This is a genomic window from Fusicatenibacter faecihominis (assembly GCF_020686945.1).
In the GTDB taxonomy this organism is placed as follows: Bacteria; Bacillota; Clostridia; order Lachnospirales; family Lachnospiraceae; genus Limivivens; species Limivivens faecihominis.
The window spans coordinates 16,290-39,689 of the sequence record NZ_JAJEPR010000017.1 but is presented as its reverse complement, the minus strand read 5'-3'; the positions used below and the strand labels follow the sequence as shown (position 1 = coordinate 39,689).

The following is a 23,400-nucleotide window of genomic DNA, read 5'->3' as shown; positions in this document are numbered from 1 at the left end:
TGTATGGTAATACCCGTAGATGAAAGATAACTAAATAACCTTTTTATATTTTCTCTTATTCAGAGTGATGGAGATACATAGGATCTGTGAAGTCACGGCAACCCCTCGAAGGAAGGTGCCAACCTGAGCGAGTAATATCGAACAATAAGAGGATTAACCTGTCATAGATAAGTTGGTCCGCTTGTGCGGGCCTTTTCTTATGTGATAAACAGGACAGAAGAGAAAATATAAGCAAGCATTATCCAAGGAGGAGAACATGGATAAAAGATTATTCACATCCGAGTCCGTAACAGAGGGACATCCGGATAAAATGTGCGATGCCATTTCCGACGCGATTCTGGACGCTCTCTTAGCACAGGATCCCATGAGCCGCGTAGCCTGCGAGACCGCAACCACCACCGGTATGGTTCTGGTAATGGGTGAGATCACCACCAAGGCTTATGTAGATATTCAGAAAATCGTTCGCGATACCGTTCGTGAGATTGGTTACACCAGAGGTAAATACGGTTTTGACGCTGACACCTGCGGCGTGATCACTGCCATCGACGAGCAGTCCACCGATATCGCTATGGGCGTTGACAAAGCGCTGGAAGCAAAAGAGAACCAGATGAACGACGAGCAGATCGATGCCATCGGCGCCGGCGACCAGGGTATGATGTTCGGTTATGCAACCAACGAGACCGAGGAGTATATGCCCTATGCAATTATGCTGGCTCACAAGCTGACCCGTCAGCTGACCAAGGTTCGTAAAGACGGAACCCTGTCCTACCTTCGTCCGGATGGAAAGAGCCAGGTTACGGTTGAGTACGATGAGAACGACAAGCCGGTACGTCTGGATGCAGTGGTACTTTCCACTCAGCATGATCCGGATGTAACTCAGGAGCAGATCCACAAGGATATCAAGAAATATGTCTTCGATCCGATCCTTCCGAAGGAGATGGTCGATGAGAATACAAAATATTATATCAACCCGACCGGCCGTTTCGTAATCGGCGGACCGCACGGTGACAGCGGACTGACCGGAAGAAAAATCATCGTAGACACCTACGGCGGATATGCCCGTCACGGCGGCGGAGCTTTCTCCGGAAAAGACTGCACCAAGGTTGACCGTTCTGCAGCTTACGCAGCCCGTTATGTGGCAAAGAACATCGTTGCCGCAGGTCTGGCTGACAAGTGCGAGATTCAGCTGTCCTACGCAATCGGCGTTGCTCATCCGACTTCCATCATGGTTGATACTTTCGGAACCGGCAAACTTTCCGATGAGCGTCTGACCGAGATCATCCGTGAGAACTTCGATCTTCGTCCGGCTGGAATCATCAAGATGCTTGACCTTCGCCGTCCGATCTACCGTCAGACCGCAGCTTACGGTCACTTTGGTCGTCATGACCTGGATCTGCCCTGGGAGAAACTGGACAAGGTAGACACCCTGAAAAAATATCTGTAAGAAAAATGCTCTCTGTTTCGCCTGAAAAGGCGGACAGTGGAGCGAAAATAAAAATACCGCCGCGGACCAATCAAAGCTCGCGGCGGTTGTTTTTTATTCAGCTTCCGTATTGACGTCGGAATAAATTACATCCTCGAAGGGAAGGGTGACACGCTCTCTCTTCATGGAAGAAAGGTAAATACCTTTGATCATCTCCAGGGTCTTTCTGCCCTCGAGTCCATCGACCGCTACCGGCAGATCCTCGCGGACGGAGCGATAGAAATCGCGGAGCTGGATGTGGTGGCTGCTTCCCCAGTAATCCGGACCTACGTTTGTGGTTTCGTAGGTGTTCCGGATCTCAGCGTAGGTGCCATCCAGATCATAGTAGCCCATATCCTGAATCAGGCCGCAGCGGCCTTTTTCTCCGATGAACTCGATGTTGATGGGAGAGTCGTCACCGTAGATATTGCAGGCGTAGAGGTTGTAGAGACAGCCGTTCTTGAACATGATGGCCGCATCTGCGGAATCCTCGACTTTTACGAATTTATGGGCGTAGTTGTGAACGCTGCCGTCGATCCACTCCACGTCGCTGTCCAGCATGAAACGGACACGGTCGATGCTGTGGATGGCCTGGTCGATGAGAACGCCACCGCCCTCTTTGTCCCAGGTGCCTTTCCAGTCGCTGCTGTCATAGTAGTTCAGCGGGCGGTTCCAGGTCAGGTAGGAGCGGGCAGTGAGGATTTTTCCGAAATCTCCGCGCTGGATCATTTCTCTTAATTTTTCCACACTCTTCGTGTAGCGGGTCTGGAAGATGCAGCCCAGCTTTACGCCGGTCTCCTTCTGAACCTCCAGCATCCGGTCTGCGTCCTGCAGGGAAATGGCGATGGGTTTCTCTGTCAGCACGTTGATACCTGCTTTCATGGCTTTGATGGCCATGACGGGATGGAGAAAATGGGGCAGGCACAGGTGAACGACGTCGATGTCCTTATCCAGAATCTCATCAAAATCTGTCGTCCAGGCACAGCCGAACTCATCGGCGAATTTTTTTGCCTTCTCAGGAACTTTGTCTACGGCGTAGACAAGCTCGATCTCGTCTGCCAGTCTGCGGAAGGAATCCGCATAGGAAACGGAAATTCTTCCGCAGCCTACAATTGCGATCTTCAGTTTTTTCATAATAACCTCCTTATCCGATAAAAAATCCTGATGGATTTTTATCTGTGAAAGAATAATGGATATCAAAAAAATATTTCATGGCTCCATTTAGGAAAGAATCGCTTTGGAGCCTGGAATAGCGCACCTGCACGGCGTCCACCATACGGCGGAAACCGGTCTTTTTTAAGTTTTTCCGGACGTCCTCGAGGAAAGCTTCCCCGAGATCTGGGATTTTTCCACCCAGAACGATGAGTGAGGGATTGACGGTACATATGAGGTTGCTTAGAGCCAGGGAAAGCTCCAGGGCGATCTCCTGGGTCATGGCAAGGGCCACAGGATCCCGGAAGGTAGCTGCCTTTCCAAGGTCAGAAAAAGTCACCTGGGAAAGGGAATTTAAGGAAGGGATCTCGCCAAATTCCACGCTTCGCTCCTTAAGCCTGGGCTCCGCGATGAGAGCCTCCAGGCAGCCATGGTTTCCGCAGACGCATAAAGGCCCTTCGGGGTCCACAGAATAGTGGCCGAACTGGGTAAAAGAGCCGCTGGCCTTTCCCAGCATGGAGCCGTCCACGAAAAGGGAAGCACCGATGCCCCGGTTTCCAAAATTGATAAAGGCGAAATTTTTCTCTGTGATGCCCCCGTAGATCTTCTCTGCGTAGGAATAGCAGGCGGTATCGTTCAAAAGATCCACCGGATAATCCGGAAAAGCTTCCTTAAGAGAATCCAGGATCTGGGAACCTTCCATAGAGGGAAGGCTGATGGTGGTGGAGTAAATTTCCCCGTGTTTTTCATCGATCATGGCAGCAATGACCACGCAGATTCCCAGGATCTCATCGGGAGCGCAGTGCTGCAGGACGGAATTCTGGAAACAGTTCCGGGAGGCGGAAACGTAAGCTTCTCCCTGTTTCAGCTCGCAGGCTTCCTGAAAGACGGAAGTCCCCGCAATGTCTACCAGATGGGTATAAATCCGGTTCTCGTACCAGTTGAAAACCACAACGAAATGGCTGTTGCGGCGGAGGTAGAGCTGATTGGGTTTCCGGCCCGTTGTGCCGGATTCGCCGGCTCCGCCATCCAGAATAAAATTTCGCTCAATCAATTCATCAATTAAGGTGGATACCGTCGTTTTGCTTAAAGCGGTCTGTTTGGAGAGATGAGCGCGGGAGATTCCGGGATTATGATAAATAGAAGTGTAAAGATGCTTCATATTGGTATCCTTGATCAGCTGCTGATTGATAAATTTCAAAATTCTCATCTCCTGTCTCTGTTAATAGTAAAATCACCGGAATAACAATATCCTATCATAAATAAAAGGAATAGGCAATACGAAATAGGAGAAGCGGGAAAATTGTAAGAGTGACGAAAGAGATGGTGAAAAACTGTATAAAATATACAAAGATCACAGGGTGGAAGTGAAAAAGAAGAAATAATATTGACAGTGCGAAGGGTTGATGATATGCTTAGGCTAAGTCCGAAAAAAATGGTTTGAAAATTTTTTTAATCAAATAGTAAAGCCACCGGACAAATTAAAAAACGAAAAGAAGCAAGATAAAAATAATCATAAGAAAAGTGAGGTATTGAGATGAAAATCGGTATTATCGGCTGTGGAGGAATGGGCACCACACATTATCTGTCCTTACGGGCACTCGCAGAGCAGGAGGGCGTGGAAGTCACCTGTATCGCTGAGTGCAGAAAGGAATTTCTGGATAAGGCAGCTTCTTATTTCCCCAATGCAAGGACCTACGAGTATGGCATGGATCTGATCAAAAATGAGGAGCTGGATATCGTTCATATTTGTCTTCCGAGCTACATGCATGCGGAACACGCGATCGCAGCCCTGGAAAAAGGCATGAATGTTTTCGTTGAGAAACCGGTCTGCCTCACAGAGGAGGACTGCCAGGCCCTTCTTGACGCGGAGAAGCGCAGCGGAAAGAAAGTCATGGTTGGCCAGGTGGTACGTTCCTTCAAAGAGTACAAATTCCTGAAGGAAGCCTATGATTCCGGAAGATACGGAAAGTTAAAATCCATGGTAATGCAGCGAATCAGCGGCGACGTGAGATGGGGTTTTGAAAACTGGTTCCAGGATGAGAAGAAGAGCGGTTCCGTGGTTCTGGACCTGCATGTGCATGATCTGGATTTCATCCGCTATATGCTGGGCGAGCCGAAGAGCATGGATGTGAAAGCAACGGAGTTCCCCAGCGGAATGGTCAATCAGATCGTTGCTTCCTATGAATATGATGACACTTTTGTGACGGCAGAAGGAATTTGGGATATTTCTCCGAGCCTGAAATTCCATGCGACCTACAGAGCCTGCTTTGAAAAGGCCACCCTGGTGTTTGACAGCGGAGCAACTCCTTCCCTTGAGATTTACAAACCGGACGGAGAAGTGGAAATTCCCGAGCTGCCTTCCGAATATGAGGAAGAAAGCGACGTGGCCGGAATCAATATCTCCAACCTCGGCCCGTATTTTACAGAGATCAAATATTTCTTTGAGTGCGTGCGCGATGATAAGCCGGTAGAGCTTGCACCGCTGAGCGAGGGTGTGAAGTCCGCAGAGCTTGCAATCAAAGAATGGAAGATGGCGAAAGAATATATCGAAAAGAAAAAGCATCACTGAGAAGATGTGGGAGGATATCAATGAAAGTAGGAGTTTTAGTTCAGTTTACCAGTAAAACGGACATCGAGGCAAAATTTACCGAGTTAAAAGAACTCGGCGTGGACAGCTGCCAGCTGGTGTGCTGGGATCGCCCGACCCTTCACGACGATGTGATGGTCGAGAAGATCAACAAAGCCATTGAGAAGTTTGGCATCCGTGTGACTGCCTTCTGGTGCGGCTGGGAAGGCCGTCGGGTCTGGGATTTCTATGAAGGCCAGCTGACCCTGGGCCTGGTACCCACTGATTATCGCGTAGAGAGAATGAAAATGATTCTGGAGGGTTCTGATTTTGCGAAAAAGATCCATGTGACCGATCTGGCAACCCATGTCGGTTTCATGCCGGAGAACCCCTATGATCCCAAATACGAAGAGGTGCTCGTAGCCTGCAAGACCATCGTGGCAAAATGTAAGGAGAACGGACAGAATTTCCTCTTTGAGACCGGTCAGGAGACCCCTGTCACCCTGAAACGTGCCATCCAGGATATTGAAAAGGCTCTCGGAAAAGGCAATGTGGGAATCAACCTTGACCCCGCAAACCTTCTGATGTACGGCAAAGCAAACCCGGTGGACGCTCTGGAGGTCTTCGGCGAGTACGTTATGGGAATCCACGGCAAAGACGGCAAATATCCGACCGATGGCCATCACCTCGGCGATGAAGTACCCCTGGGCCAGGGCAAAGTCAACTACCCCGCCTTTATCGCCAAATTAAAAGAGGTCGGTTACGAAGGTGACATCACCATCGAGCGCGAGATTGACGGCGACGAGCAGAAGAAAGATATCCGCATGGCGAAAGACCTGCTGGATAAACTGATCGCGGAATAAAAATCAGCTGAATCGGGCAGTAAATACGGATTGAGGATATACCTGTAAAAGGGCCGGCGCACATTTTTGTGCGTCAGCCCTTTTTTAAAAGAAAGCCATTTTTATTTCTGTTCACTGTAAAAACAATAGCTTCCCGCTTTCACCTGATAATTCTTTCCATCAATAACAATTGCAGTATCTACCGGTGTGGTAATCTCATACCGCCAGAAGTTCTCTTCTTTTTTCCATTCGGAAGTAACTTTTCCATGTCTGGTTTCCAGAACTGCCTTTAACCAGTCAAGACGGGTATCAGGGTGTGGTGCGATCAGGATTTTTTCGTATCCGGGGGCATTTTCCACGGTATTGATTCCGGCAGCCACCATATAGACCCAGTCAGCCACGGAGCCGTAAGCATAATGATTGTAAGAATTCATGTCAGAGCTCCAGAAGTTCCCATCTTCCATAATGCCGTCCCAATGTTCCCAGATCGTGGTGGCGCCTTTGGTTACCGGGTAGAGCCAGGAGGGATATTTTTCCCGGAGCAATAATGTGTAGGCCAGTTTCAGATGTCCGTATTCACTGAGTACATGCAGGAGATATGGAGTGCCCACAAAGCCGGTCTCCAGATGATTACCGCAGGCTGTGATCATTTCTGCCAGCTGGTCAGCTGCGGCCTGGCAGTTTTCTGCCAGCTTAAAATGAGCAGCAAGGACGCATTCTGTCTGGGTATGGTAAACAGGATACTGGCTGCGGAAGGTTTTTATGATATGTGCATACAGATCTTCGAATTCCGAAACGTCTTCGCCCAGCACGTTACCTGCTTTTATTACCAGGGAAGTGGAATATGCGTAGAAAGCGGAGGCGATAAAGGTTTCATCGGAGGCTCCTTTATAACTTCCTGATGGAGCATCCAGTCCCAGCCAGTCTCCGTAGTGTTTTCCGCCGGCCCAGCCCAGACGTTCGTCGCGCTGCTGGCAGTCGGTTGGTACGTCTACAAAATTTCCTTTCTGTCCCCAGATGATGTTGGAGAAAAATTTGTTCAGGCTGTCATTGGAACAGGAGAGGTAACCGGTGCGTTTCATATCAGAATGAACTGCAATTGCAGTAAAAGCATCCAGTGTTACTTTGTCGATCCCACCGGGAAATGCATTTGGTATGAGCGAAGCGTTCCAAAAGAGGATGTTTGAGCTCTTTTCCCAGGAAGAAGGCGAAAAAGGAGTCAGTGCCTTACTCAACGCTGCTCCCGGAACTGACCGGGAGAAAATGAACAGAAAAAAAGCGCCCCTGCTGACAGGTAAAATCAGCAGGGGTTTTGTAGTTTCAGGCTTTTTTCAGTGCCTGGATTCCGAGAATCATCAGAATCGGGAAAATGATGGCTGCCAGGATTCCCATGCGGAGGTTATCGCTGAGGGCGCTGGAAACCATACCGGCAAGGGTTGGACCGCCGGAGCAGCCGAGGTCTCCGGCCAGAGCCAGGAGGGCAAACATGGCAGTTCCGCCGTTTCGCACGGAAGCGGAAGCTTTGCTGAAGGTTCCGGGCCACATGATGCCGACGGAGAGACCGCAGATGGCGCAGCCCGCCAGGCCCAGAGCCGGAATCGGGAGAAAGGCGATGCAGAGATAGGAGAGAATACAGAGGAGAGCGCTGTATTTCATGAATTTATCCAGATCGATACGGTCGCCGTATTTTCCATAAAAAGCTCTGGAGATTCCCATGAGAAGGGCGAAGGACATGGGACCGGCCAGGTCGCCGACGGTCTTGCTGACACCAAGGCCCCTTTCAGCGAAGGTGGAGGCCCACTGGCTCACGGCCTGTTCGCTGGCTCCGGCGCTCAGCATCATCAGGAAGAGGATCCAGAAAATTTTCATGGAGAAAAGCTGCTTCATGGTAAGTCCGGTTTCACCTTCTTCGATGATGGGAGCGATGGGCGTCCGGGCGAAAACCAGGGTGTTGAGGATCGGAACGATGGCCCAGATCAGAGCCAGCAGTTTCCAGTTGGAGATTCCGGCCAGTTTGAAGAAAATGGTGGAGATCAGCACCACGCCCATATGGCCCCAGCAGTAAAAGGAATGGAGAAGGCTCATGGCCTGTTCCTTGTTGTCTGTGGGACAGGACTCCATGATAGGACTGATGAGCACCTCGATGAGGCCTCCGCCCACGGCATAGATCATGACGGAGATCAGAATACCGATGAAAGAATCACTCAGAAGATCCGGCAGGATCGTGAGAAGGATCAGCCCGGCAGCAGCGCAGATATGGGCTGCCAGAATGGAGACCCGGTAGCCGATGCGATCCACGAAATTTGCGGAGAACAGGTCCACGATGAGCTGGATGCCGAAATTCATCGTCACAAGCATCGTGATTTTGGCCAGCGGAATGTCATAAGTGCTCTGGAAGGTCAGAAAAAGAAGGGGAACAAAGTTGTTTACAATGGCCTGAACGATGTACCCCAGAAAACAGGCATAGATGGTTTTCTGATATCCGTTTTTCATAAAAAAGCCTCCTGAAATAAAAAAATCTGTCTCTGATTTTACCATAATCTTTCTGAAATCTCAAAGAAATTTCTTGCGGTGCGGGAGTCTTTTTGCTATGCTGAAATTATCGAGAGATATCCACGAAAAAGTGGAGGATATTTCAGGCAGGCTGTGGAAAACCCAGTGCCTGTAGAAAAGAATTGTGGAAAAAAGGGAGGATGCAAAAATGGAGTTTAAGACAGATGTGCTTCTTCACGGCGGTGATTACAATCCTGATCAGTGGCTGGACCGGCCGGATATTCTAGAGAGAGATGCGGAAATGCTGGCGGAATCCGGCTGCAATGTGGTGAGCCTGGGGATTTTTGCATGGTCTACGCTGGAACCGGAGGAAGGGGTGTTCCGGCTGGACTGGATGGAACAAGTCATCGACCGGCTCTATGCGAAAGGAATCCGCGTGATCCTGGCGACGCCCTCCGGCGCTCGGCCGAAATGGCTGGCTGACAAGTACCCGGAGGTGCTCCGCGTGGACAAGGCCAGAAGGCGGCAGCTTTTCGGAGTCCGTCACAATCACTGCTACACCTCTCCGGTTTACCGGGAAAAGGTGCGGATCATCAACCAGAAGCTGGCAGAGCGTTTCGGCAATCATCCGGCGGTAATCATGTGGCATATTTCCAACGAGTACGGCGGAGAATGTCACTGCCCCTTATGCCAGGCAGCTTTCCGCGACTGGCTGAAAGAGAAATATCAGACGATCGGGAATCTCAACAGCCGCTGGTGTACGACTTTCTGGAGCCATACCTACCAGAGCTTTGACGATATCGAGAGCCCCTCTGAGATCGGCGAGACTCAGCTTCACGCTCTGAATCTTGACTGGAAACGCTTTGTTACCCATCAGACCCGCGATTTCATGCGCTGGGAGATCAAAGCTGTTCGCGATGCAGGAAGCAGTCTTCCGGTGACAGCCAACCTGATGTACTACTTTGACGGTCTCGATTATTTCAAGATGGCGAAAGACATCGACGTGGTTTCCTGGGACACTTATCCGACCTGGGGAAAGAAGGAGGATATCGCCATCGCCCGGGACAACGCCATGTGCCATGACCTCATGCGTTCCCTTAAGAAGAAACCCTTCTTCCAGATGGAGTCCTGCCCCTCCTCCACGAACTGGCAGGGCATCAGCAAGCTGAAAAAGCCGGGCATTCTCTTTGCCCAGTCCATGCAGCCCATAGCCCACGGCGGTGAGGGAGCCCTTTATTTCCAGATCCGCCAGAGCCGCGGCGCTTCCGAGAAGTTCCACGGGGCCGTGATCGACCATTATGGCGGAAGTGACACCCGGGTGTTCCGGGAAGTGACGGAGGTAGGCGATACCCTGAAAGCCATCAGCGAGGTGGCAGGCAGCCGGGTGGAGAGTCCGGTAGCCCTTCTCTATGACTGGAGCAGCAACTGGGCCATGGAGGACAGCCAGGGTCCGAGAAACAAAGGCCTCCATCATCATGAGGCCCTGCTGAAAATGTATGGCGGCTTCCGCAAACTGGGCTTGAACGTGGATCTGGTGGACGAGGACTGCTCGCTGGAGAACTACAAAGTCCTGGCCATCACCATGGGATACATATTTAAGGAAGGTTTTGCGGAGAAGGTCAAAACCTTTGTGGAAAACGGCGGCACTCTCATTACGACCTACTGGAGCGGTATTGCCGACGATACGGACCGCTGCTATCTGGATGGCGTGCCCTATGGTTTAATGGATGTGCTGGGTCTTCGGAGCGAGGAGATCGACGGCCTCTATGACTGGGAGGAAAATCATCTGATCCCTGTCGGCGGTAACGAGCTGGGCCTGACGAAAACTTACAGCTGCCGTTATCTCTGTGATCTGGTGCGGGTAAACGGCGCGGAGCCGCTGATGGTCTACGGCGACGATTTCTATGCCGGTCATGCGGCCCTTACGAAAAATACTTACGGAAAAGGAACGGCCTGCTATGTGGCAGCCGATGCGGAGGAAGCCTTCTACGATGACTTTATCGCAGCACTGATGAAGGAGAAAGGCATCAAAGCTCCTGTTACAGGAGCGATTCCCGTGGGCCTTGAAGTGACCACACGGGAGACCGATACGCTGCGCTATTATTTTTACCAGAACTTCTCCGCTCATCCGGTGAAGCTTCCGCTGCCAGAGGGAGCTTTCGAGACCGTCTATGGCGACGCGGAGGCAGAATTGAAACCGCTGGGAATGGTAGTTTTGAAAGCGGAAAAAGAAATTTCATTTGTATAGAAATCGATTTTCTGAATCATTACAACAAAAAATCCCCTGAGAATTTTCTTAAAAGAACGATTCTCAGGGGTAATTTTTTCTCAAAAACCGCTTCATCGATAACTCGACGGCGGCATTCCCATCACTTTCTTAAAGGCCCGCCGGAAAGACAGCGAGTTGGTATATCCAACCTCGGCGGCGATGGCCTCGATGTTCAGATCGGAATTTCGAATGAGCTCGCAGGCTTTTTCGATCCGAAGTCCCTCGAGGTATTTGCTGAAGGTCACGTCCAGGTGCTTCTTAAAATAAGTGCTGAGATAGGACGAGGACATGGAGAAGGCTTCCGAAGCGGAGGTGACGCTTAAGGAAGAGTCTCCGTAGTGCTCGTTTATGTAGGCCATAATCTTGCGTGGCGTGTCGTCGGACTCAGTCTTCGGAGCGAGATCCTGTATCATCTGTTTATAATATGACAGCAACACAGGAAGCACAGTACACAGGCCAGGGTTATCTGACCCCGCTCAACGACCTGATTAAAGAGAACATGCCGAACTTCTCCGCGCTGATGGAAAATGATCCCCAGATCGAGAAACTGATCTCCCAGAATGATGGAACGATCTACTCCCTGCCCGGCATCAACGAGTGCTACCACTGCAACTACTCCCAGAAAATGTACATCAACAAGACCCGGCTCGACAATTTGGGACTCCCACCACTATCGATGAGTACTACGAAGTGCTGAAAGCCTTCAAAGAGCAGGATGCCAACGGCAACGGCGATCCGGACGATGAGATCCCGCTGATCACCGCAGCAAACGGCTGGCATGTATAGCTGGACGGTTTCCATGCTGGTAAATATCCCCTGCCCTATCATTCTGGCTCTCTCCATCAACTCCTCCAGAAGCAAAAAGGCAGGAAAAGCCGTTCAGATGCTGACCTACGCTCCTTACTTTATCTCAACGGTTATCGTCGTTTCCCTGATCATCCAGCTCTGCGATGTGAGAAGCGGTCTTTTCAACATCCTCCGCGACATCATGTCCGATGCCCAGACACAGGCAAACATGGTGCAGGCCACCGGAAAAATGTCAAGTTCCGCTGTTCTTGCTATGACGGAATCCCTGAAATACACAACGATCCTCTGCGCAAGCGTTCCGATGCTGGTAATTTATTCTTTTGTGCAGAAATATTTCGCAAAAGGTGTTATGATTGGATCAGTAAAAGGTTGATAAGGAGGTTCCAATATGGAGAAAAAGACACTCTATCTCATCTGCAACGCCCATCTGGACCCGGTCTGGCTCTGGAACATGGAGGAGGGCATTTCCGCGGCCCTCTCCACCTTCCATACGGCGGCAGATTTCTGCGAGAATTACGACGGTTTTGTTTTCAATCACAACGAGGCTCTGCTCTATCAGTGGATTGAGGAGTACGATCTGCCGCTGTTTGAGCGGATTCAGAAACTGGTGAAGGCCGGAAAATGGCACATCATGGGGGGCTGGTACCTGCAGCCGGACTGCAACATGCCTTCCGGCGAGTCCTTCGTCCGTCAGATCCGTTCCGGTCAGGAATATTTCCGGGAAAAATTTGGCGTGACGCCAAAGACGGCCATCAATTTTGACCCCTTCGGTCACAGCAGAGGCCTGGTACAAATCCTAAAAAAAGCCGGTTACCATTCCTACCTCTTCGGCCGCCCCTCCGAGGGGGACTGCCCCTTAGGCGGTGACGATATCATCTGGGAAGGTTTTGACGGCTCGCAGATTCTGGGCCACCGGACCAGAGAGGGCTACAATTCCCTCATGGGCGAAGCAGGGAAAAAGGTCCGCGAAAAGTTGGAGGCTCTCCGAAAGGAGCCGGAGCGCACCGAAGCCATCCTCCTCTGGGGCGTGGGCAACCACGGCGGCGGCCCTTCCCGCCAGGATATGGCGGATATCGCGAAACTCATGGAAAATGAGAAGGAATGGACGATTGTCCATGGCATCCCCGAGGACTATTTTGAAAAAGAGGACACCACGAAGCTTCCGGTGATCCGCCGGGACTTAAATCCATGGGCTGTGGGCTGCTATACCTCCCAGATTCGGACGAAGCAGAACCACCGGAGACTGGAAGGCCTCCTTACGGAAGCGGAAAAAATGGCCTCCGAGGCGGTTCTGGCCGGTGTGATGACCTATCCGGCGGAGGAGCTTGCCGATGCGGAGAAATCCCTGATGTTCTCCGAGTTCCACGACATTCTCCCGGGAAGCGCGATTCAGAGCGTGGAAGAGCAGGCTCTGGGCATTCTCTCCCACGGTGCGGAGATCGCCGACCGGGTGAAGAGAAGAGCTTACTTTTCCCTGCTTTCCAGAGAGAAAAAGGCAGGCGAGGGCGAGTATCCGATCCTGGCCTACAATCCCCATCCCTGGCCAGTCAAGGGCGTTTTCACCTGTGAGTTTCAGCTGAGGGATCAGAACTGGAGTGAAAAATATGCGATGCCGGTGCTCTATCAGAATGGTCAGAAGATCCCTTCCCAGGTGGAAAAAGAAGAGTGCAACATGAATCTCGACTGGAGAAAAAAGATGGCCTTCGAGGCTGTCCTTCCGCCCGCATCCATGACGAGAATTTCCGCCTATATCGAGTGGCTGTCCGGGAAACCGGACCAGACGCATCTGCTTTCCGGAGAGGAATTTATTTTCAGGGGCGAGGGGCTGGAAGCTCATATGAGCAGAAAGACCGGCTTCCTGACGGCGCTTCGGGTGGATGGAAAAGAGTATCTAAAGGGCGACGCAGGCCGACTGAAGGTGTTGAAAAGCGACAAAGATCCCTGGGGCATGAACCGGAAATCCTACCGCGAGACGGAAGGGTATTTTGAACTTCTCACCGGTGAGGAAGAGAAAGACTTTACCTCCTCAGGAAAAAATCTGGAGGGTCTTCGGATCATTGAGGACGGAGAAGTCCGCACGGTTGTGGAGGCAGTCTTCGGCTACGGAAGATCCAGGGCGAGACTCCGCTACAGTTTCCCGAAACACGGAACCGCTGTAGAATTAGAGGTAAAGGTGGAATGGCTTGAAAAAGGCGCGTTCCTGAAGCTGGAGTTCCCCACCGTTCTGACGGAGGGACAGGCCCTTAGCGAGACCGCTTTCGGGGTACAGGAGCATGAAAAAGACGGCCTCGAGAAAGTCAGCCAGCGCTGGAATGGTCTTTTCGATTTTGAGAAGGATATGGCGGTGACGCTTATCAATGACGGCACCTATGGCATCAGTTTTGTGGAAGGCTGTATGGAGAGCTCCATGGTTCATTCCGCAGCCTATGCTGCCCACCCTATCGGGGACCGGCAGCTGATTCGGGACGACCGGGCACTGGATTACATTGATCAGGGAGAGAGAACCTTCCATTATATTATTGAGGCCGGTTCAGCGAAGGAGCTGAGAAAAGAGATCTCCGCGAAAGCATTGTCCGTCCAGGAGGCGCCGATGATTGTCAACGCCTTCCCGGCAGGCAAAGTGGAAAAAGTGGAGAAGGTGACACCAGTCGTTTTGAGTGGCGAGGGTGTGATCCTGACTTCTCTTCACCGGACTTCCGATGGTACGGCTTATGTGGTCCGGCTGGCGGAGACCTGTGGCCGGGAAACAGAGGCGGAGCTCCATTTTGAAGGCTTGAGCAAAGTAATTCGGCTTTCTCTTGGCAGATACGAGGTGAAAACCCTTCGGATTTCACCGGAAAAAGACAGCTGGGAGGAAAGCTCTATTCTGGAATAAACGATATATAAGGAGGCAGAAGAGATGAAGAGCGAAAAATTTCATGGCAACAGGCGAAAGGCAGGATGGAATCAGGCGGTCGGAGCGCTGCTTTTTCTGCTCCTCTGATTCCTTCCTTTCGCTTCCGTGAAAGTGGAGGAGGAAGAAGTTCTGGAGATCTGCTATTTTTACAACAATCCCTGCGAGACCTGCCATGAGGTGGAAAACTTCATGGCAGACGTTCGGGAGAGCTTCGGAATTGCGGGCGCGGTATGAAGCCTTTTTGGAGGAGCATCAGGCGGACTACCGGAAGCTTTACGACCGGGTGGACGTGGATCTCGGAGAGGATTTAAGTGCAGGTCTGCCTACAAGCCGCCGCCTGGCCTACGGAGCCGAGGGTGTGGATGATCCCTCACTTTACGGGCTCTATCTCCAGTATTCCCGCTATCTCATCATCGCTGGTTCCCGGCCGGACAGCCAGGCGCTGAATCTACAGGGGATCTGGAATGATACCGTGATGCCACCCTGGTCCAGCAACTACACGAATAACATCAACGTGGAGATGAACTACTGGCTGGCGGAGACCGGAAACCTCTCCGAGTGTCATCTGCCTCTGACGGACCTTTTAAAAGAGCTTTCCGTGACAGGAAGACAGACCGCCGAAGGATATTATCATATGAAGGGCTGGGTGACGCATCACAATACGGACCTCTGGCGTTCCAGTGAGCCGAGCTGTGAGGACGCTTCCTGGAGCTGGTGGCCCATGGGTGGAGCATGGATGTGCGAACACATCCGGTCTGTGATCCGGAAAACTTTGAGCGAAATCTCCGGGCGGAAGGATCCCGTTTTTCTCTGGTCAACGGCAATTTCTATCTGGCAGGAGGCCATGATGACGATACCTCCGTCCTTGGCCATCCGGAGCAGGGCTGGGGCTGGCTCATGGACAGAGGTTTCGACATCATTCAGACCGACTGGGCGAGGGAGCTTTCCCTTTACCGGGCCAGCAGGCTTTCAAGCTTCTGACGGGCATCTTCATAACCCGTAAACTGGATGCCGTGGAGACCAACCTGGCAGGCGGCTTCGGCGTTGGCAGCGCTGTCATCGAAGAAGACCGCCTCCTCACGGTTGAGCTTGTAACGGTAAAGCAGTTCCTCGAAGATCCAGCGGCTGGGCTTGATCATTTTCACTTCATAGGAGAAGATACCGCCGTCCATCAGCTCGCGGAAATCCAGTGCTTCCAGGGTTTCCTGCACGCCGAACTCTCCATAGTTGGAAAGGTAATAGAGGCGGAGACCTTTCTCTTTCAGCTCTTTCAGCCACGGTTTGGTATAGTCGTACTGATGAGCCATATCTTTATAATTATAGATGGCCTGGCGGATCTCTTTTTCATATTCCGGTGCGCGTTTGATGAAGCGCTGGAGCAGTTCCTCCAGGGTCAGAACGCCCCGGTCCATCTCATTCCAGTCTGCACTTCTAAAGACCGCATTTCCGATGATTTCCCTTGTTTCCTCAGAATATCCGAGACGCTTCAGCGCGTCCTCCCAGTCGTAAGCGGCCAGTACATTTCCAATGTCAAAGATGACAGTCGTAATCATGATAAATCCCTCCGTAAAAAGTGATAAAAGATAGGTTTATTGTAGCAGATGAAGACCGGATATGCCACCGAAAAAGCAGGATTTTTTCAGTTGCTTTTACAGGAAGCGCTTTGTATAATAAACAAAGATAAGGGCAGGAAAATGGCTGCCTGTAAGAAAAGAGGAAAGTAACATGAAAAAAGAATTGAAAGAGGGCTTTGTCTTTTATCTGGACCAGATCCGGGAAAATGTGACAAGCCTGGGAAAATGGCTTCTCCTTGCGGTTCTGACCGGCTGTGTGGTGGGAGGAGCCAGCACACTTTTTGCTTTTGTGCTCACAGCAGTGACCAGCTTCCGTCAGGAAAACGGTTGGGTATTTTTCCTGCTTCCGGTGGCCGGCCTGATCATTGTCTTCCTGTATCAGACCTTCTGGAAGAATGATGGAGGAGCCAATCAGGTCTTTGCCACGATCGCATCGAGAGACGATGTGCCCCTTCGCGCGGCTCCACTGGTCTTTGTCTCCACGGCGCTGACCCATCTCACCGGCGGTTCTGCCGGCCGCGAGGGAGCCGTGATCCAGCTGGGTGGAAGCATCGGAAACCAGCTGGGCCGGTGGCTGCCCCTGGACAAGGAAGACCGGCACGTCATGGTCATGTGCGGCATGAGCGCGGCTTTTGCAGCGCTTTTTGGAACGCCGATGGCGGCGGCTGTTTTCGCAATGGAAGTGGTGAGCGTGGGCGTCATGTATTACACCGCTCTGGTGCCCTGTGTGATCTCTGCCCTGATCGCCAGTAATTTCGCCGCAGGCATGGGGATCCATCCGGAAGTCTTCCATGTGAGCGAGATCCCGGCTCTGACTGTTGAGACCGGAATCAAGATCGGCCTCATCGGCCTTGGCTGTGCGGTGGTCAGTATCCTGTTCTGCCTGGCTTTAAAAGGCGTGACGGAAGGCTATAAAAAATGGCTGAAAAATCCCTACATCCGGGTGGTGGCGGCCAGTGCCCTGATTATCGTTATCACCCTGCTTCTTCACACGACAGATTATATGGGAGCCAGCACCGGTCTCATCACGAAGGCTGTGGAAGAGGGGGAGGCAAGACCTCTGGATTTCTTCTGGAAGCTGGTGCTGACGGCCCTCACGATGAAGGCGGGCTTTAAAGGCGGCGAGATCGTTCCCTCCTTCTGTATCGGTGCAACCTTTGGCTGCGTGCTTGGAAACTTTTTAGGAATGCCCGCGTCCATCTGCGCGGCTGCCGGAATGGTGGCAGTCTTCTGCGGCGTGACCAACTGCCCGCTGACTTCCATTCTCATCGCCTTTGAGCTTTTCGGCTTTGAGGGTGTGGCTTTTTATCTCATCGCTGTCTCCATCAGTTATGCGGCCTCCGGCTACTATGGTCTTTATAAGGAGCAGACGATCCTGTATTCAAAATACAAAGCAAAATTTGTAAATCGCAAAACCAGAACATGATTTGTATTTGAGGAGAAAAGAAAAATTTTATGCAGAACGACATGACAAAAGGCAGCCCTCTTCGGCTGATCGTTTTCTTTACCATTCCCGTATTGCTGGGAAACATTTTTCAGAATGTATACAACCTGATGGATTCCATCATCGTGGGCCGTTTCCTGGGCGTCAATGCCCTGGCGGCGGTGGGAGCCACCGGAACGCTTACTTTCCTGGTCTTTGGCTGGATCACGGGTATGACGGGAGGCTTCGGCATCCTTCTTGCCCAGAGCTTCGGGGCGGGAGATGAAAAAAGACTCCGCCACTACACGGTGATGTCCCTTTACCTCTGTGTAGCCATGGCTGTATTGATGACAGCTGGTCTTCTTCTGGCCAACCGGGGAATTTTAAAGCTGATGAATACGCCAGATACCATTCTGGACGACACGGCGGGCTACATTGGGATCATTTATGCAGGTCTTCCGGTCACGATTGCATACAATATGCTTTCTTCTGTGAGCCGTTCCCTGGGAGACAGCCGGACCCCGCTGATCTTCCTGATCATTTCTTCGGTGCTGAATATCATTCTGGATATCGTGCTCATCACCGTGATTCCGCTGGGCGTCCGGGGAGCGGCTTATGCCACCGTCATCGCCCAGGTCGTTTCCGCTGTGGCCTGCTTCTTCTATGTAAAGAAGAAATATGAGATTCTTAAGATCCGGAAGGGCGAATGGGGATTTTCCTGGGGCAGCGCGGGAAGACTTCTGATGATGGGTCTTCCGATGGGCCTTCAGTTTTCCATCACCGCCATTGGTACGATGATGGTGCAGGCGGCAGTCAATCTGCTGGGAGCTACCTATATTGCGGCTTTTTCCGCCGGAGGAAAGATCTGCAACATTGTGACGCTGCTGTTCCCGTCTCTTGGAGTGACCCTGGCTACCTATGTGGGCCAGAACATGGGCGCCGGAAAGATTAAAAGGATCCGCCAGGGTGTCCGGATCACCCAGGTTATCACAATCATCGCCGGAATCGTCTGCGGTCTGGCGGTATTTATCTGGGGCGGTACGGCTTCAAGACTCTTTGTTGCTGATCCCACCGGTGAGATCAAGGCCATCTGTGATGAATATTTCCATGCGACGGCCTGGTGCTATCCGTTTCTCGGTTCCATTTTCATCTACCGGAACACGCTTCAGGGAATGGGAGACGGGCTGGTGCCCATGTTGGGCGGCGTCTTCGAGCTGGCAGCCCGGGGCATCATGGTAACGGTTCTGGCCGCACCCTTAGGTTTCCTGGGAATTTCCCTCTGTGACCCGGGAGCCTGGATCTCCGCGTTGATTCCGCTGGTACCTGTATACATTATGCGTATGAAAAAGATCACGAAAACTTACAGCTCTGCTGAGACAGAATAAAAAAAGAGGAATTTTATGATTTTATGGGCGGTCCTGATGGTTGTCCTGTTTGTGGCGATGATCGCGGGAATGGTATATCTCATCACGAGGATACAAAAATTTACGTTTATGAAAAAGCTGGCCGGAGGCAGCAGAAAGAAGGCGACGCTTCTTAGCACGGCCGTGATTACGGGAGCTGTAGCTTTTTTCTGGCTGCTCTGGGGCTTTATAAATGCGGTAATTATTCTTCTGCATCTCATCGTTTTCTGGCTGGTGAGCGAGGGGATTTTCGCTCTCGTCCGGAAAAAGAGGGGTGGAGAGTTCCAGCGGTATTATGCGGGAGTGGTGGTTGTTCTTTTTACCATCGGTTATCTTGGTGCGGGCTGGTATCAGGCCCATCACGTCTGGGAGAAAACCTATACGATCACTACAGATAAGAAGGTTGGCAATTTCCGGGCCGCCCTGATCTCGGATTCCCATACGGGAACCACCTTCCACGGAAAAGGCTTTGCGGAGCATTTAAAGGAAATCGAGAAGCAGAATCCAGATGTCCTTCTGGTGGCAGGGGATTTTGTGGACGATGATACCACGAAGGAGGATATGATCCGCTGCTGTGAGGCGCTTGGGCAGGTGAAGACCACCTATGGCGTTTACTATGTGTTCGGAAATCATGACAAGGGTTATTATTCTCCGGATTACCGGGGCTACAGTGGGGATGATCTTGTGGCGGAGCTGGAGGCCAACGGCGTTCATGTTCTGCAGGATGAGAATGAGCTGATTGACGACCGGATCTACATTGTCGGCAGAGGGGACCGTTCCGAGGAAGCAAAACAGGGACGGGTAGATATGGAGACGCTGACGGCAGACCTGGACGATTCTCATTTTTCCATTGTTATGGATCATCAGCCCTGTGACTATGAGGCTCAGGCAGCTTCCGGCGTGGATCTGGTGGTTTCCGGCCACACTCATGGCGGTCAGCTGTTCCCGCTGATGCAGTTTGAGAATCTTATGGCTCTGGGCGGGGATGACAAGGTCTACGGCTATGAGAAGAGGGAGAATACGAATTTTATTGTGACGTCCGGTATCTCTGATTGGGCCATCAAGTTTAAGACCGGCTGCCGGTCCGAGTATGTGCTCATTGACATTCAGGGGGAAGCTTAAAATTTAGGATTTCTTTAGGAAAAATACAGGAACTTCTTTAAAGGAGCATGATAAAATAGGAAAAAAGAGTGGAAAGAAGTGAAGAATATGGGAATGGAAATTCAGATTCTGGACTGGCTGCAGAAACTGCATACGCCGGTTCTGGACAAGATTATGTGTTTGATTACGAGGCTTGGGGACGCGGGGATTCTGTGGATCCTTCTGGCGGCGGTTCTGCTTTTGATCCCGAAGACGAGAAAGGGCGGATTGATCCTGGCAGGGGCGCTGGTTGTGGATGCTCTCCTCTGTAATGTGATTTTAAAGCCTCTGGTAGCCAGAATCCGGCCTTATGATGTGAATACAGCGGTGCAGCTTCTGGTGAGTAAGCCAGTGGATTATTCTTTCCCGTCCGGACACACCGCCGCTTCTTTTGCGTCGGTCGTTGCGCTTTTCATGGCCGGGGAGAGGAAGCTCTGGAAACCGGCACTGGTATTGGCTGTGCTGATTGCTTTTTCAAGACTGTATCTGTATGTACATTATCCGACGGACGTGCTGGGTGGACTGATCCTGGGACTCATTGCCGGATATTTGGGAAGCCGGCTGGTTCTCTGGCTCATGGCAAAAAGAGAGAATTGCCGGGCGGCTGCTTGACAGGAGGAAATGAGTATGCTTAGTGTTTTGTTTACGATTCTGATGATCGGGATTTTCGGAAAGCTGATCGGCTTTGCGTTTCATGCGGCCTGGGGGCTCACGAAGGTGGTCTGTACTCTCGTGGTGCTGCCGGTTGTTCTGATTGTGCTCGTGGTGGCTGGATTTGTGGCGCTTGCATTGCCGGTGCTGGTGATTGTGGGGATTGTGGCACTGGGGATGGGAGTGTTTTCCAGGAGATAGAGTGAAGAATGGATTCCCGGACGCCCATCAGCAACATTGCGTTTCTGCCTTCGGTTTCACAGGCGGCAGAAATCGCAATGTTGCTGATGGGTTGTTTTTTGGTAGGCGGTGATGAGATTTAGTTTCGGTTTTACTGACAGCAAAAAAGGCCTGCCTCACGATTTGTGAGACAAGCCTTTTTCGTAAAATTTAAGCTTTTTTCAGCGCTTTCTGTTTCTTGAAGGTCTGAATTCCTTCGACTACCAGGAAGATCGCCAGGATCGCCATGGCTGCGGCGAAGAGAAGCTGGAACCAGTCGCCCCAGAGGGCTTCGCCTGCGCTGATCATCACGAGTTTTTTCTTAACGGTGATGAAAAGGCTGCTGAGAGTAGCTGCGAGCATGAATACCATCGGGACATAGAACATCTTGTTGTTCTTACCGGCCTGTCCCAGCCATGCACAGACTGCCATAAGAGCGATACCGGCCAGCAGCTGGTTGGCTGCTCCGAAGAGGCCCCAGATCTGGCTTAAGGAAAGTCCGCCGAGGATACAGCCGATGACAACCAGGAAGGTGGTACCTACCATCGGATGAGCCAGGAAGCGGCGAACTCCGGTGGCATCTTTCCAGCTCTTCTCATTTTCTCTGAGGAAAAGCTCGGAGAAGAGGAAACGGCCCAGACGGGTTCCGGTGTCCAGAGAAGTCAGGGCAAATACGGAAACGGCCAGGGTTAAAAGGGCGTAGATTGTGTTGTAAGTGCCGGAGTTTTCATCGGAGAACATGGTAGCGACACCAGCTGCGAAAGCTGCGGGCGGGCCTCCGAAAGCGCCTCCGGTGTATTTGTCATAAACCATACCGAGAGCGATCAGGGCTACGATACCGAGAGCGGATTCGATCAGCATGGAACCGTAAGCGATGGGCTTTGCATGTTTCTCATTGTCCAGCTGCTTAGAAGAAGTACCGGTAGCAATGAGGCTGTGGAAACCGGAGCAGGCGCCACAGGCAACGGTGATAAAAAGTGCCGGGAACAGAGTTCCGATGGAAGTATTCCAGCCTGTGAAAGCGGGGATGTTGAAGTTGGAACGGCCGGTAGCTGCGGCTACGAAGATACCAACCAGAGCCAGAAGCATCATACCGTAAAGCAGGAAGCTGGAAAGGTAATCACGGGGCTGCAGAAGGATCCATACGGGAACCAGGGAAGCCACAGCGATGTAGATTCCGATGGTAACAATCCAGGCGGTACGGCTCATAACGAAACCGAAGTTCAGGCCAAGGATTACGATGGCAACAATACCGATGATGCCGCCGATGGTTGCGGGCAGAGTGCCGACGCTCATACGGTTTGTGATATATCCGTAAATGATGGCAAGAACGATGAACAGAAGGGAGATCATAGCGGTGGTCTGGTTTCCGGTAGGAGCGGTGGAAACGCCGAAACCGCCGTCACTCATGAAGGTTCCTGCAACGACATTGACAAAGGATGCGATAACGAGGATCAGTACCAGCAGTGCAAAGATCGTGAAGAGCTTCTGGGCTCTTTTTCCCATGGAATCGCGGATGATCTCACCTACGGATTTTCCGTTGTGGCGAAGGGATGCGAACAGGGAACCGAAGTCCTGCAGGCCGCCAAAGAAGATTCCGCCGATGATGCACCATAAGAATACGGGTACCCAGCCGAAAACTGCGGCCTGGATCGGTCCGTTGATAGGGCCGGCTCCCGCGATGGATGAAAAGTGGTGTCCCATAAGGACTGCCGGTTTTGCTGCAACATAGTCCACGCCGTCTTCCATTTCGACAGCCGGAGTGGATTTTTTCGGATCGATGCCCCACTGCTTTGCAAGCCATGAACCATAGCCGACATAGCCGATCAGGAGCAGTACGATCGCTGCTACGATGATTAGGATCGCTGTCATTTTTTTCTCTCCTTTTCTTGCAAGGTAAATATTTTGCTAAAGATCTTTTTCATGGGATGTCCCTGCCGGTTACAGGTCGTTTTTTCATTGGAAAGATCTAAAACAATCAGACGATAATGGCTGAACCCGTGAAGACTCAGGCGGTAACTCTTGTAATGTTTCTGCCTGCGGGCCAGATTTTCCGCGCCTTCCGTGACGGAAGAGGCGATAACGACGAGGGAGATATCGGTATTCCGGTGATTGGTGTGAGGTTTCACCCTCGCCAGGCCTTTTTCCCAGGCGGCATGGTCCAATTTCCGGAAAAGTTCCTCGTCCAGGCGGTCTGCAAGGGCAAAAAATACATATTCGTTGGATTCTGCCTCGCCGATGGTCGCGGATTTTGTGAGAAAATAGGTGCTGCTGTGTGAATGAAAGGCTGCTTCCGCTGCAAAAGGCTCCTCCGGCGTCTCCCGTTCCACATCATAGTAGGCCATATAGGAACGCAGGACCCTTTCCAGCACTTCTTCTTTTGACATAAACTCTTTTTTCTCCCTTTTTCGATGGAAATTCTCAAAATTGCACTTTATCACGATAGCACATTAAGACGAAAAAGGCAATAACATTTTTTCGTAGGCTTTACTCTTTTAAA

Annotated in this window: 22 protein-coding genes, 1 pseudogene and 1 riboswitch; of the genes and pseudogenes, 15 read left to right on the top strand and 8 right to left on the bottom strand. The window is 51.5% G+C overall.

Annotated elements, in window-relative coordinates; all coding sequences use genetic code 11:
* Positions 1-52 precede the first annotated feature (52 nt).
* A riboswitch (SAM riboswitch) is annotated at positions 53-151 on the top strand.
* 105 nt (positions 152-256) lie between these two features.
* Positions 257-1,444, top strand: coding sequence for a methionine adenosyltransferase (gene metK / locus LKD71_RS10830; protein ID WP_227615416.1), 1,188 nt, complete (start codon positions 257-259; stop codon positions 1,442-1,444).
* 93 nt (positions 1,445-1,537) lie between these two features.
* Here the strand turns inward: metK and LKD71_RS10825 are convergent, their stop codons facing one another.
* A complete protein-coding gene (locus tag LKD71_RS10825) occupies positions 1,538-2,596 on the bottom strand; it encodes a Gfo/Idh/MocA family protein (RefSeq protein ID WP_178044663.1) in 1,059 nt (352 codons plus the stop codon).
* A gap of 10 nt (positions 2,597-2,606) precedes the next feature.
* Positions 2,607-3,824, bottom strand: coding sequence for an ROK family transcriptional regulator (locus tag LKD71_RS10820; RefSeq protein ID WP_227615415.1), 1,218 nt, complete (start codon positions 3,822-3,824; stop codon positions 2,607-2,609).
* A 327-nt stretch (positions 3,825-4,151) separates the two neighbouring features.
* Between LKD71_RS10820 and LKD71_RS10815 the strand changes: the two genes are divergently transcribed.
* The gene (locus tag LKD71_RS10815; RefSeq protein ID WP_178044665.1) at positions 4,152-5,186 is read left to right on the top strand and encodes a Gfo/Idh/MocA family protein; all 1,035 of its coding nucleotides are present in this window, start codon (positions 4,152-4,154) and stop codon (positions 5,184-5,186) included.
* Between the two features lie 20 nt (positions 5,187-5,206).
* A complete protein-coding gene (locus tag LKD71_RS10810) occupies positions 5,207-6,046 on the top strand; it encodes a sugar phosphate isomerase/epimerase family protein (protein ID WP_227615414.1) in 840 nt (279 codons plus the stop codon).
* A 101-nt stretch (positions 6,047-6,147) separates the two neighbouring features.
* Here LKD71_RS10810 and LKD71_RS10805 read toward each other — a convergent pair whose 3' ends face one another.
* Together LKD71_RS10805 and LKD71_RS10800 are read right to left on the bottom strand one after the other, a co-directional pair.
* A complete protein-coding gene (locus LKD71_RS10805; protein WP_227615413.1) occupies positions 6,148-7,107 on the bottom strand; it encodes an alpha-L-rhamnosidase-related protein in 960 nt (319 codons plus the stop codon).
* Positions 7,108-7,345: 238 nt separating this feature from the next.
* Entirely contained in the window at positions 7,346-8,518 is a 1,173-nt protein-coding gene (locus LKD71_RS10800; RefSeq protein ID WP_227615412.1) for an MFS transporter, read from the bottom strand.
* A 208-nt stretch (positions 8,519-8,726) separates the two neighbouring features.
* Here LKD71_RS10800 and LKD71_RS10795 point away from each other — a divergent pair, with 208 nt between their 5' ends.
* Positions 8,727-10,766 (top strand): beta-galactosidase, encoded by a 2,040-nt coding sequence (locus LKD71_RS10795; protein WP_227615411.1) that lies wholly within the window; start codon positions 8,727-8,729, stop codon positions 10,764-10,766.
* Between the two features lie 92 nt (positions 10,767-10,858).
* On the opposite strand, the gene LKD71_RS10790 is transcribed toward LKD71_RS10795, so the two are convergent.
* Positions 10,859-11,200 (bottom strand): helix-turn-helix domain-containing protein, encoded by a 342-nt coding sequence (locus LKD71_RS10790; protein ID WP_227615410.1) that lies wholly within the window; start codon positions 11,198-11,200, stop codon positions 10,859-10,861.
* A gap of 11 nt (positions 11,201-11,211) precedes the next feature.
* Between LKD71_RS10790 and LKD71_RS10785 the strand changes: the two genes are divergently transcribed.
* From LKD71_RS10785 to LKD71_RS18550, 6 genes and pseudogenes are all read left to right on the top strand, one after another.
* A complete protein-coding gene (locus LKD71_RS10785) occupies positions 11,212-11,484 on the top strand; it encodes a hypothetical protein (RefSeq protein WP_227615409.1) in 273 nt (90 codons plus the stop codon).
* Positions 11,485-11,565: 81 nt separating this feature from the next.
* Positions 11,566-11,967, top strand: a complete 402-nt coding sequence (locus tag LKD71_RS10780) for a hypothetical protein (RefSeq protein ID WP_227615408.1) — start codon at positions 11,566-11,568, stop codon at positions 11,965-11,967.
* Between the two features lie 15 nt (positions 11,968-11,982).
* Positions 11,983-14,469, top strand: coding sequence for a glycoside hydrolase family 38 N-terminal domain-containing protein (locus LKD71_RS10775; RefSeq protein ID WP_227615407.1), 2,487 nt, complete (start codon positions 11,983-11,985; stop codon positions 14,467-14,469).
* 132 nt (positions 14,470-14,601) lie between these two features.
* On the top strand, positions 14,602-14,724 hold the full coding sequence (locus LKD71_RS18160; RefSeq protein ID WP_255632983.1) for a hypothetical protein: 123 nt from the start codon (positions 14,602-14,604) through the stop codon (positions 14,722-14,724).
* Between the two features lie 49 nt (positions 14,725-14,773).
* Positions 14,774-15,181: pseudogene (locus tag LKD71_RS18705) on the top strand (glycosyl hydrolase family 95 catalytic domain-containing protein); the annotation flags it as partial.
* Positions 15,182-15,222: 41 nt separating this feature from the next.
* Entirely contained in the window at positions 15,223-15,471 is a 249-nt protein-coding gene (locus LKD71_RS18550; protein WP_227615406.1) for a DUF4996 domain-containing protein, read from the top strand.
* On the opposite strand, the gene LKD71_RS10765 is transcribed toward LKD71_RS18550, so the two are convergent.
* Positions 15,441-16,043: an HAD family hydrolase gene (locus tag LKD71_RS10765; protein WP_227615405.1), complete on the bottom strand. Its 603-nt coding sequence runs from the start codon at positions 16,041-16,043 to the stop codon at positions 15,441-15,443. The genes LKD71_RS18550 and LKD71_RS10765 overlap by 31 nt on opposite strands.
* Before the next feature lie 172 nt (positions 16,044-16,215).
* Here LKD71_RS10765 and LKD71_RS10760 point away from each other — a divergent pair, with 172 nt between their 5' ends.
* The 5 genes from LKD71_RS10760 to LKD71_RS10740 all read left to right on the top strand — a co-directional run bounded on the left by LKD71_RS10760 (position 16,216) and on the right by LKD71_RS10740 (position 20,882).
* The gene (locus LKD71_RS10760; RefSeq protein WP_227615404.1) at positions 16,216-17,490 is read left to right on the top strand and encodes a chloride channel protein; all 1,275 of its coding nucleotides are present in this window, start codon (positions 16,216-16,218) and stop codon (positions 17,488-17,490) included.
* 29 nt (positions 17,491-17,519) lie between these two features.
* The gene (locus LKD71_RS10755; protein WP_227615403.1) at positions 17,520-18,872 is read left to right on the top strand and encodes an MATE family efflux transporter; all 1,353 of its coding nucleotides are present in this window, start codon (positions 17,520-17,522) and stop codon (positions 18,870-18,872) included.
* Between the two features lie 15 nt (positions 18,873-18,887).
* The gene (locus LKD71_RS10750) at positions 18,888-20,012 is read left to right on the top strand and encodes a metallophosphoesterase (protein WP_227615402.1); all 1,125 of its coding nucleotides are present in this window, start codon (positions 18,888-18,890) and stop codon (positions 20,010-20,012) included.
* A gap of 87 nt (positions 20,013-20,099) precedes the next feature.
* Entirely contained in the window at positions 20,100-20,642 is a 543-nt protein-coding gene (locus tag LKD71_RS10745) for a phosphatase PAP2 family protein (RefSeq protein WP_227615401.1), read from the top strand.
* A 15-nt stretch (positions 20,643-20,657) separates the two neighbouring features.
* Positions 20,658-20,882, top strand: coding sequence for a hypothetical protein (locus LKD71_RS10740; protein WP_178044699.1), 225 nt, complete (start codon positions 20,658-20,660; stop codon positions 20,880-20,882).
* Positions 20,883-21,071: 189 nt separating this feature from the next.
* Here the strand turns inward: LKD71_RS10740 and LKD71_RS10735 are convergent, their stop codons facing one another.
* Both LKD71_RS10735 and LKD71_RS10730 read right to left on the bottom strand, forming a co-directional pair.
* Positions 21,072-22,772 (bottom strand): carbon starvation CstA family protein, encoded by a 1,701-nt coding sequence (locus LKD71_RS10735; protein ID WP_227615400.1) that lies wholly within the window; start codon positions 22,770-22,772, stop codon positions 21,072-21,074.
* Complete coding sequence (locus tag LKD71_RS10730) at positions 22,769-23,287, bottom strand: hypothetical protein (protein WP_227615399.1); 519 nt, start codon at positions 23,285-23,287, stop codon at positions 22,769-22,771. The genes LKD71_RS10735 and LKD71_RS10730 overlap by 4 nt, the downstream gene beginning before the upstream one ends.
* Positions 23,288-23,400 lie beyond the last annotated feature (113 nt).

Coding starts and splice junctions, on each gene's coding strand:
- LKD71_RS10810 (WP_227615414.1), top strand. CDS start 5,207: ATGAAAGTAGGAGTTTTAGTTCAGTTTACCAGTAAAACGGACATCGAG.
- LKD71_RS10820 (WP_227615415.1), bottom strand. CDS start 3,824: ATGAGAATTTTGAAATTTATCAATCAGCAGCTGATCAAGGATACCAAT.
- metK (WP_227615416.1), top strand. CDS start 257: ATGGATAAAAGATTATTCACATCCGAGTCCGTAACAGAGGGACATCCG.
- LKD71_RS10815 (WP_178044665.1), top strand. CDS start 4,152: ATGAAAATCGGTATTATCGGCTGTGGAGGAATGGGCACCACACATTAT.
- LKD71_RS10785 (WP_227615409.1), top strand. CDS start 11,212: ATGACAGCAACACAGGAAGCACAGTACACAGGCCAGGGTTATCTGACC.
- LKD71_RS10760 (WP_227615404.1), top strand. CDS start 16,216: ATGAAAAAAGAATTGAAAGAGGGCTTTGTCTTTTATCTGGACCAGATC.
- LKD71_RS10755 (WP_227615403.1), top strand. CDS start 17,520: ATGCAGAACGACATGACAAAAGGCAGCCCTCTTCGGCTGATCGTTTTC.
- LKD71_RS10825 (WP_178044663.1), bottom strand. CDS start 2,596: ATGAAAAAACTGAAGATCGCAATTGTAGGCTGCGGAAGAATTTCCGTT.
- LKD71_RS10740 (WP_178044699.1), top strand. CDS start 20,658: ATGCTTAGTGTTTTGTTTACGATTCTGATGATCGGGATTTTCGGAAAG.
- LKD71_RS10795 (WP_227615411.1), top strand. CDS start 8,727: ATGGAGTTTAAGACAGATGTGCTTCTTCACGGCGGTGATTACAATCCT.
- LKD71_RS10800 (WP_227615412.1), bottom strand. CDS start 8,518: ATGAAAAACGGATATCAGAAAACCATCTATGCCTGTTTTCTGGGGTAC.
- LKD71_RS10730 (WP_227615399.1), bottom strand. CDS start 23,287: ATGTCAAAAGAAGAAGTGCTGGAAAGGGTCCTGCGTTCCTATATGGCC.
- LKD71_RS10750 (WP_227615402.1), top strand. CDS start 18,888: ATGATTTTATGGGCGGTCCTGATGGTTGTCCTGTTTGTGGCGATGATC.
- LKD71_RS10805 (WP_227615413.1), bottom strand. CDS start 7,107: ATGAAACGCACCGGTTACCTCTCCTGTTCCAATGACAGCCTGAACAAA.
- LKD71_RS10780 (WP_227615408.1), top strand. CDS start 11,566: ATGTATAGCTGGACGGTTTCCATGCTGGTAAATATCCCCTGCCCTATC.
- LKD71_RS10745 (WP_227615401.1), top strand. CDS start 20,100: ATGGGAATGGAAATTCAGATTCTGGACTGGCTGCAGAAACTGCATACG.
- LKD71_RS10765 (WP_227615405.1), bottom strand. CDS start 16,043: ATGATTACGACTGTCATCTTTGACATTGGAAATGTACTGGCCGCTTAC.
- LKD71_RS10735 (WP_227615400.1), bottom strand. CDS start 22,772: ATGACAGCGATCCTAATCATCGTAGCAGCGATCGTACTGCTCCTGATC.
- LKD71_RS10775 (WP_227615407.1), top strand. CDS start 11,983: ATGGAGAAAAAGACACTCTATCTCATCTGCAACGCCCATCTGGACCCG.
- LKD71_RS18550 (WP_227615406.1), top strand. CDS start 15,223: ATGGATGTGCGAACACATCCGGTCTGTGATCCGGAAAACTTTGAGCGA.
- LKD71_RS10790 (WP_227615410.1), bottom strand. CDS start 11,200: ATGATACAGGATCTCGCTCCGAAGACTGAGTCCGACGACACGCCACGC.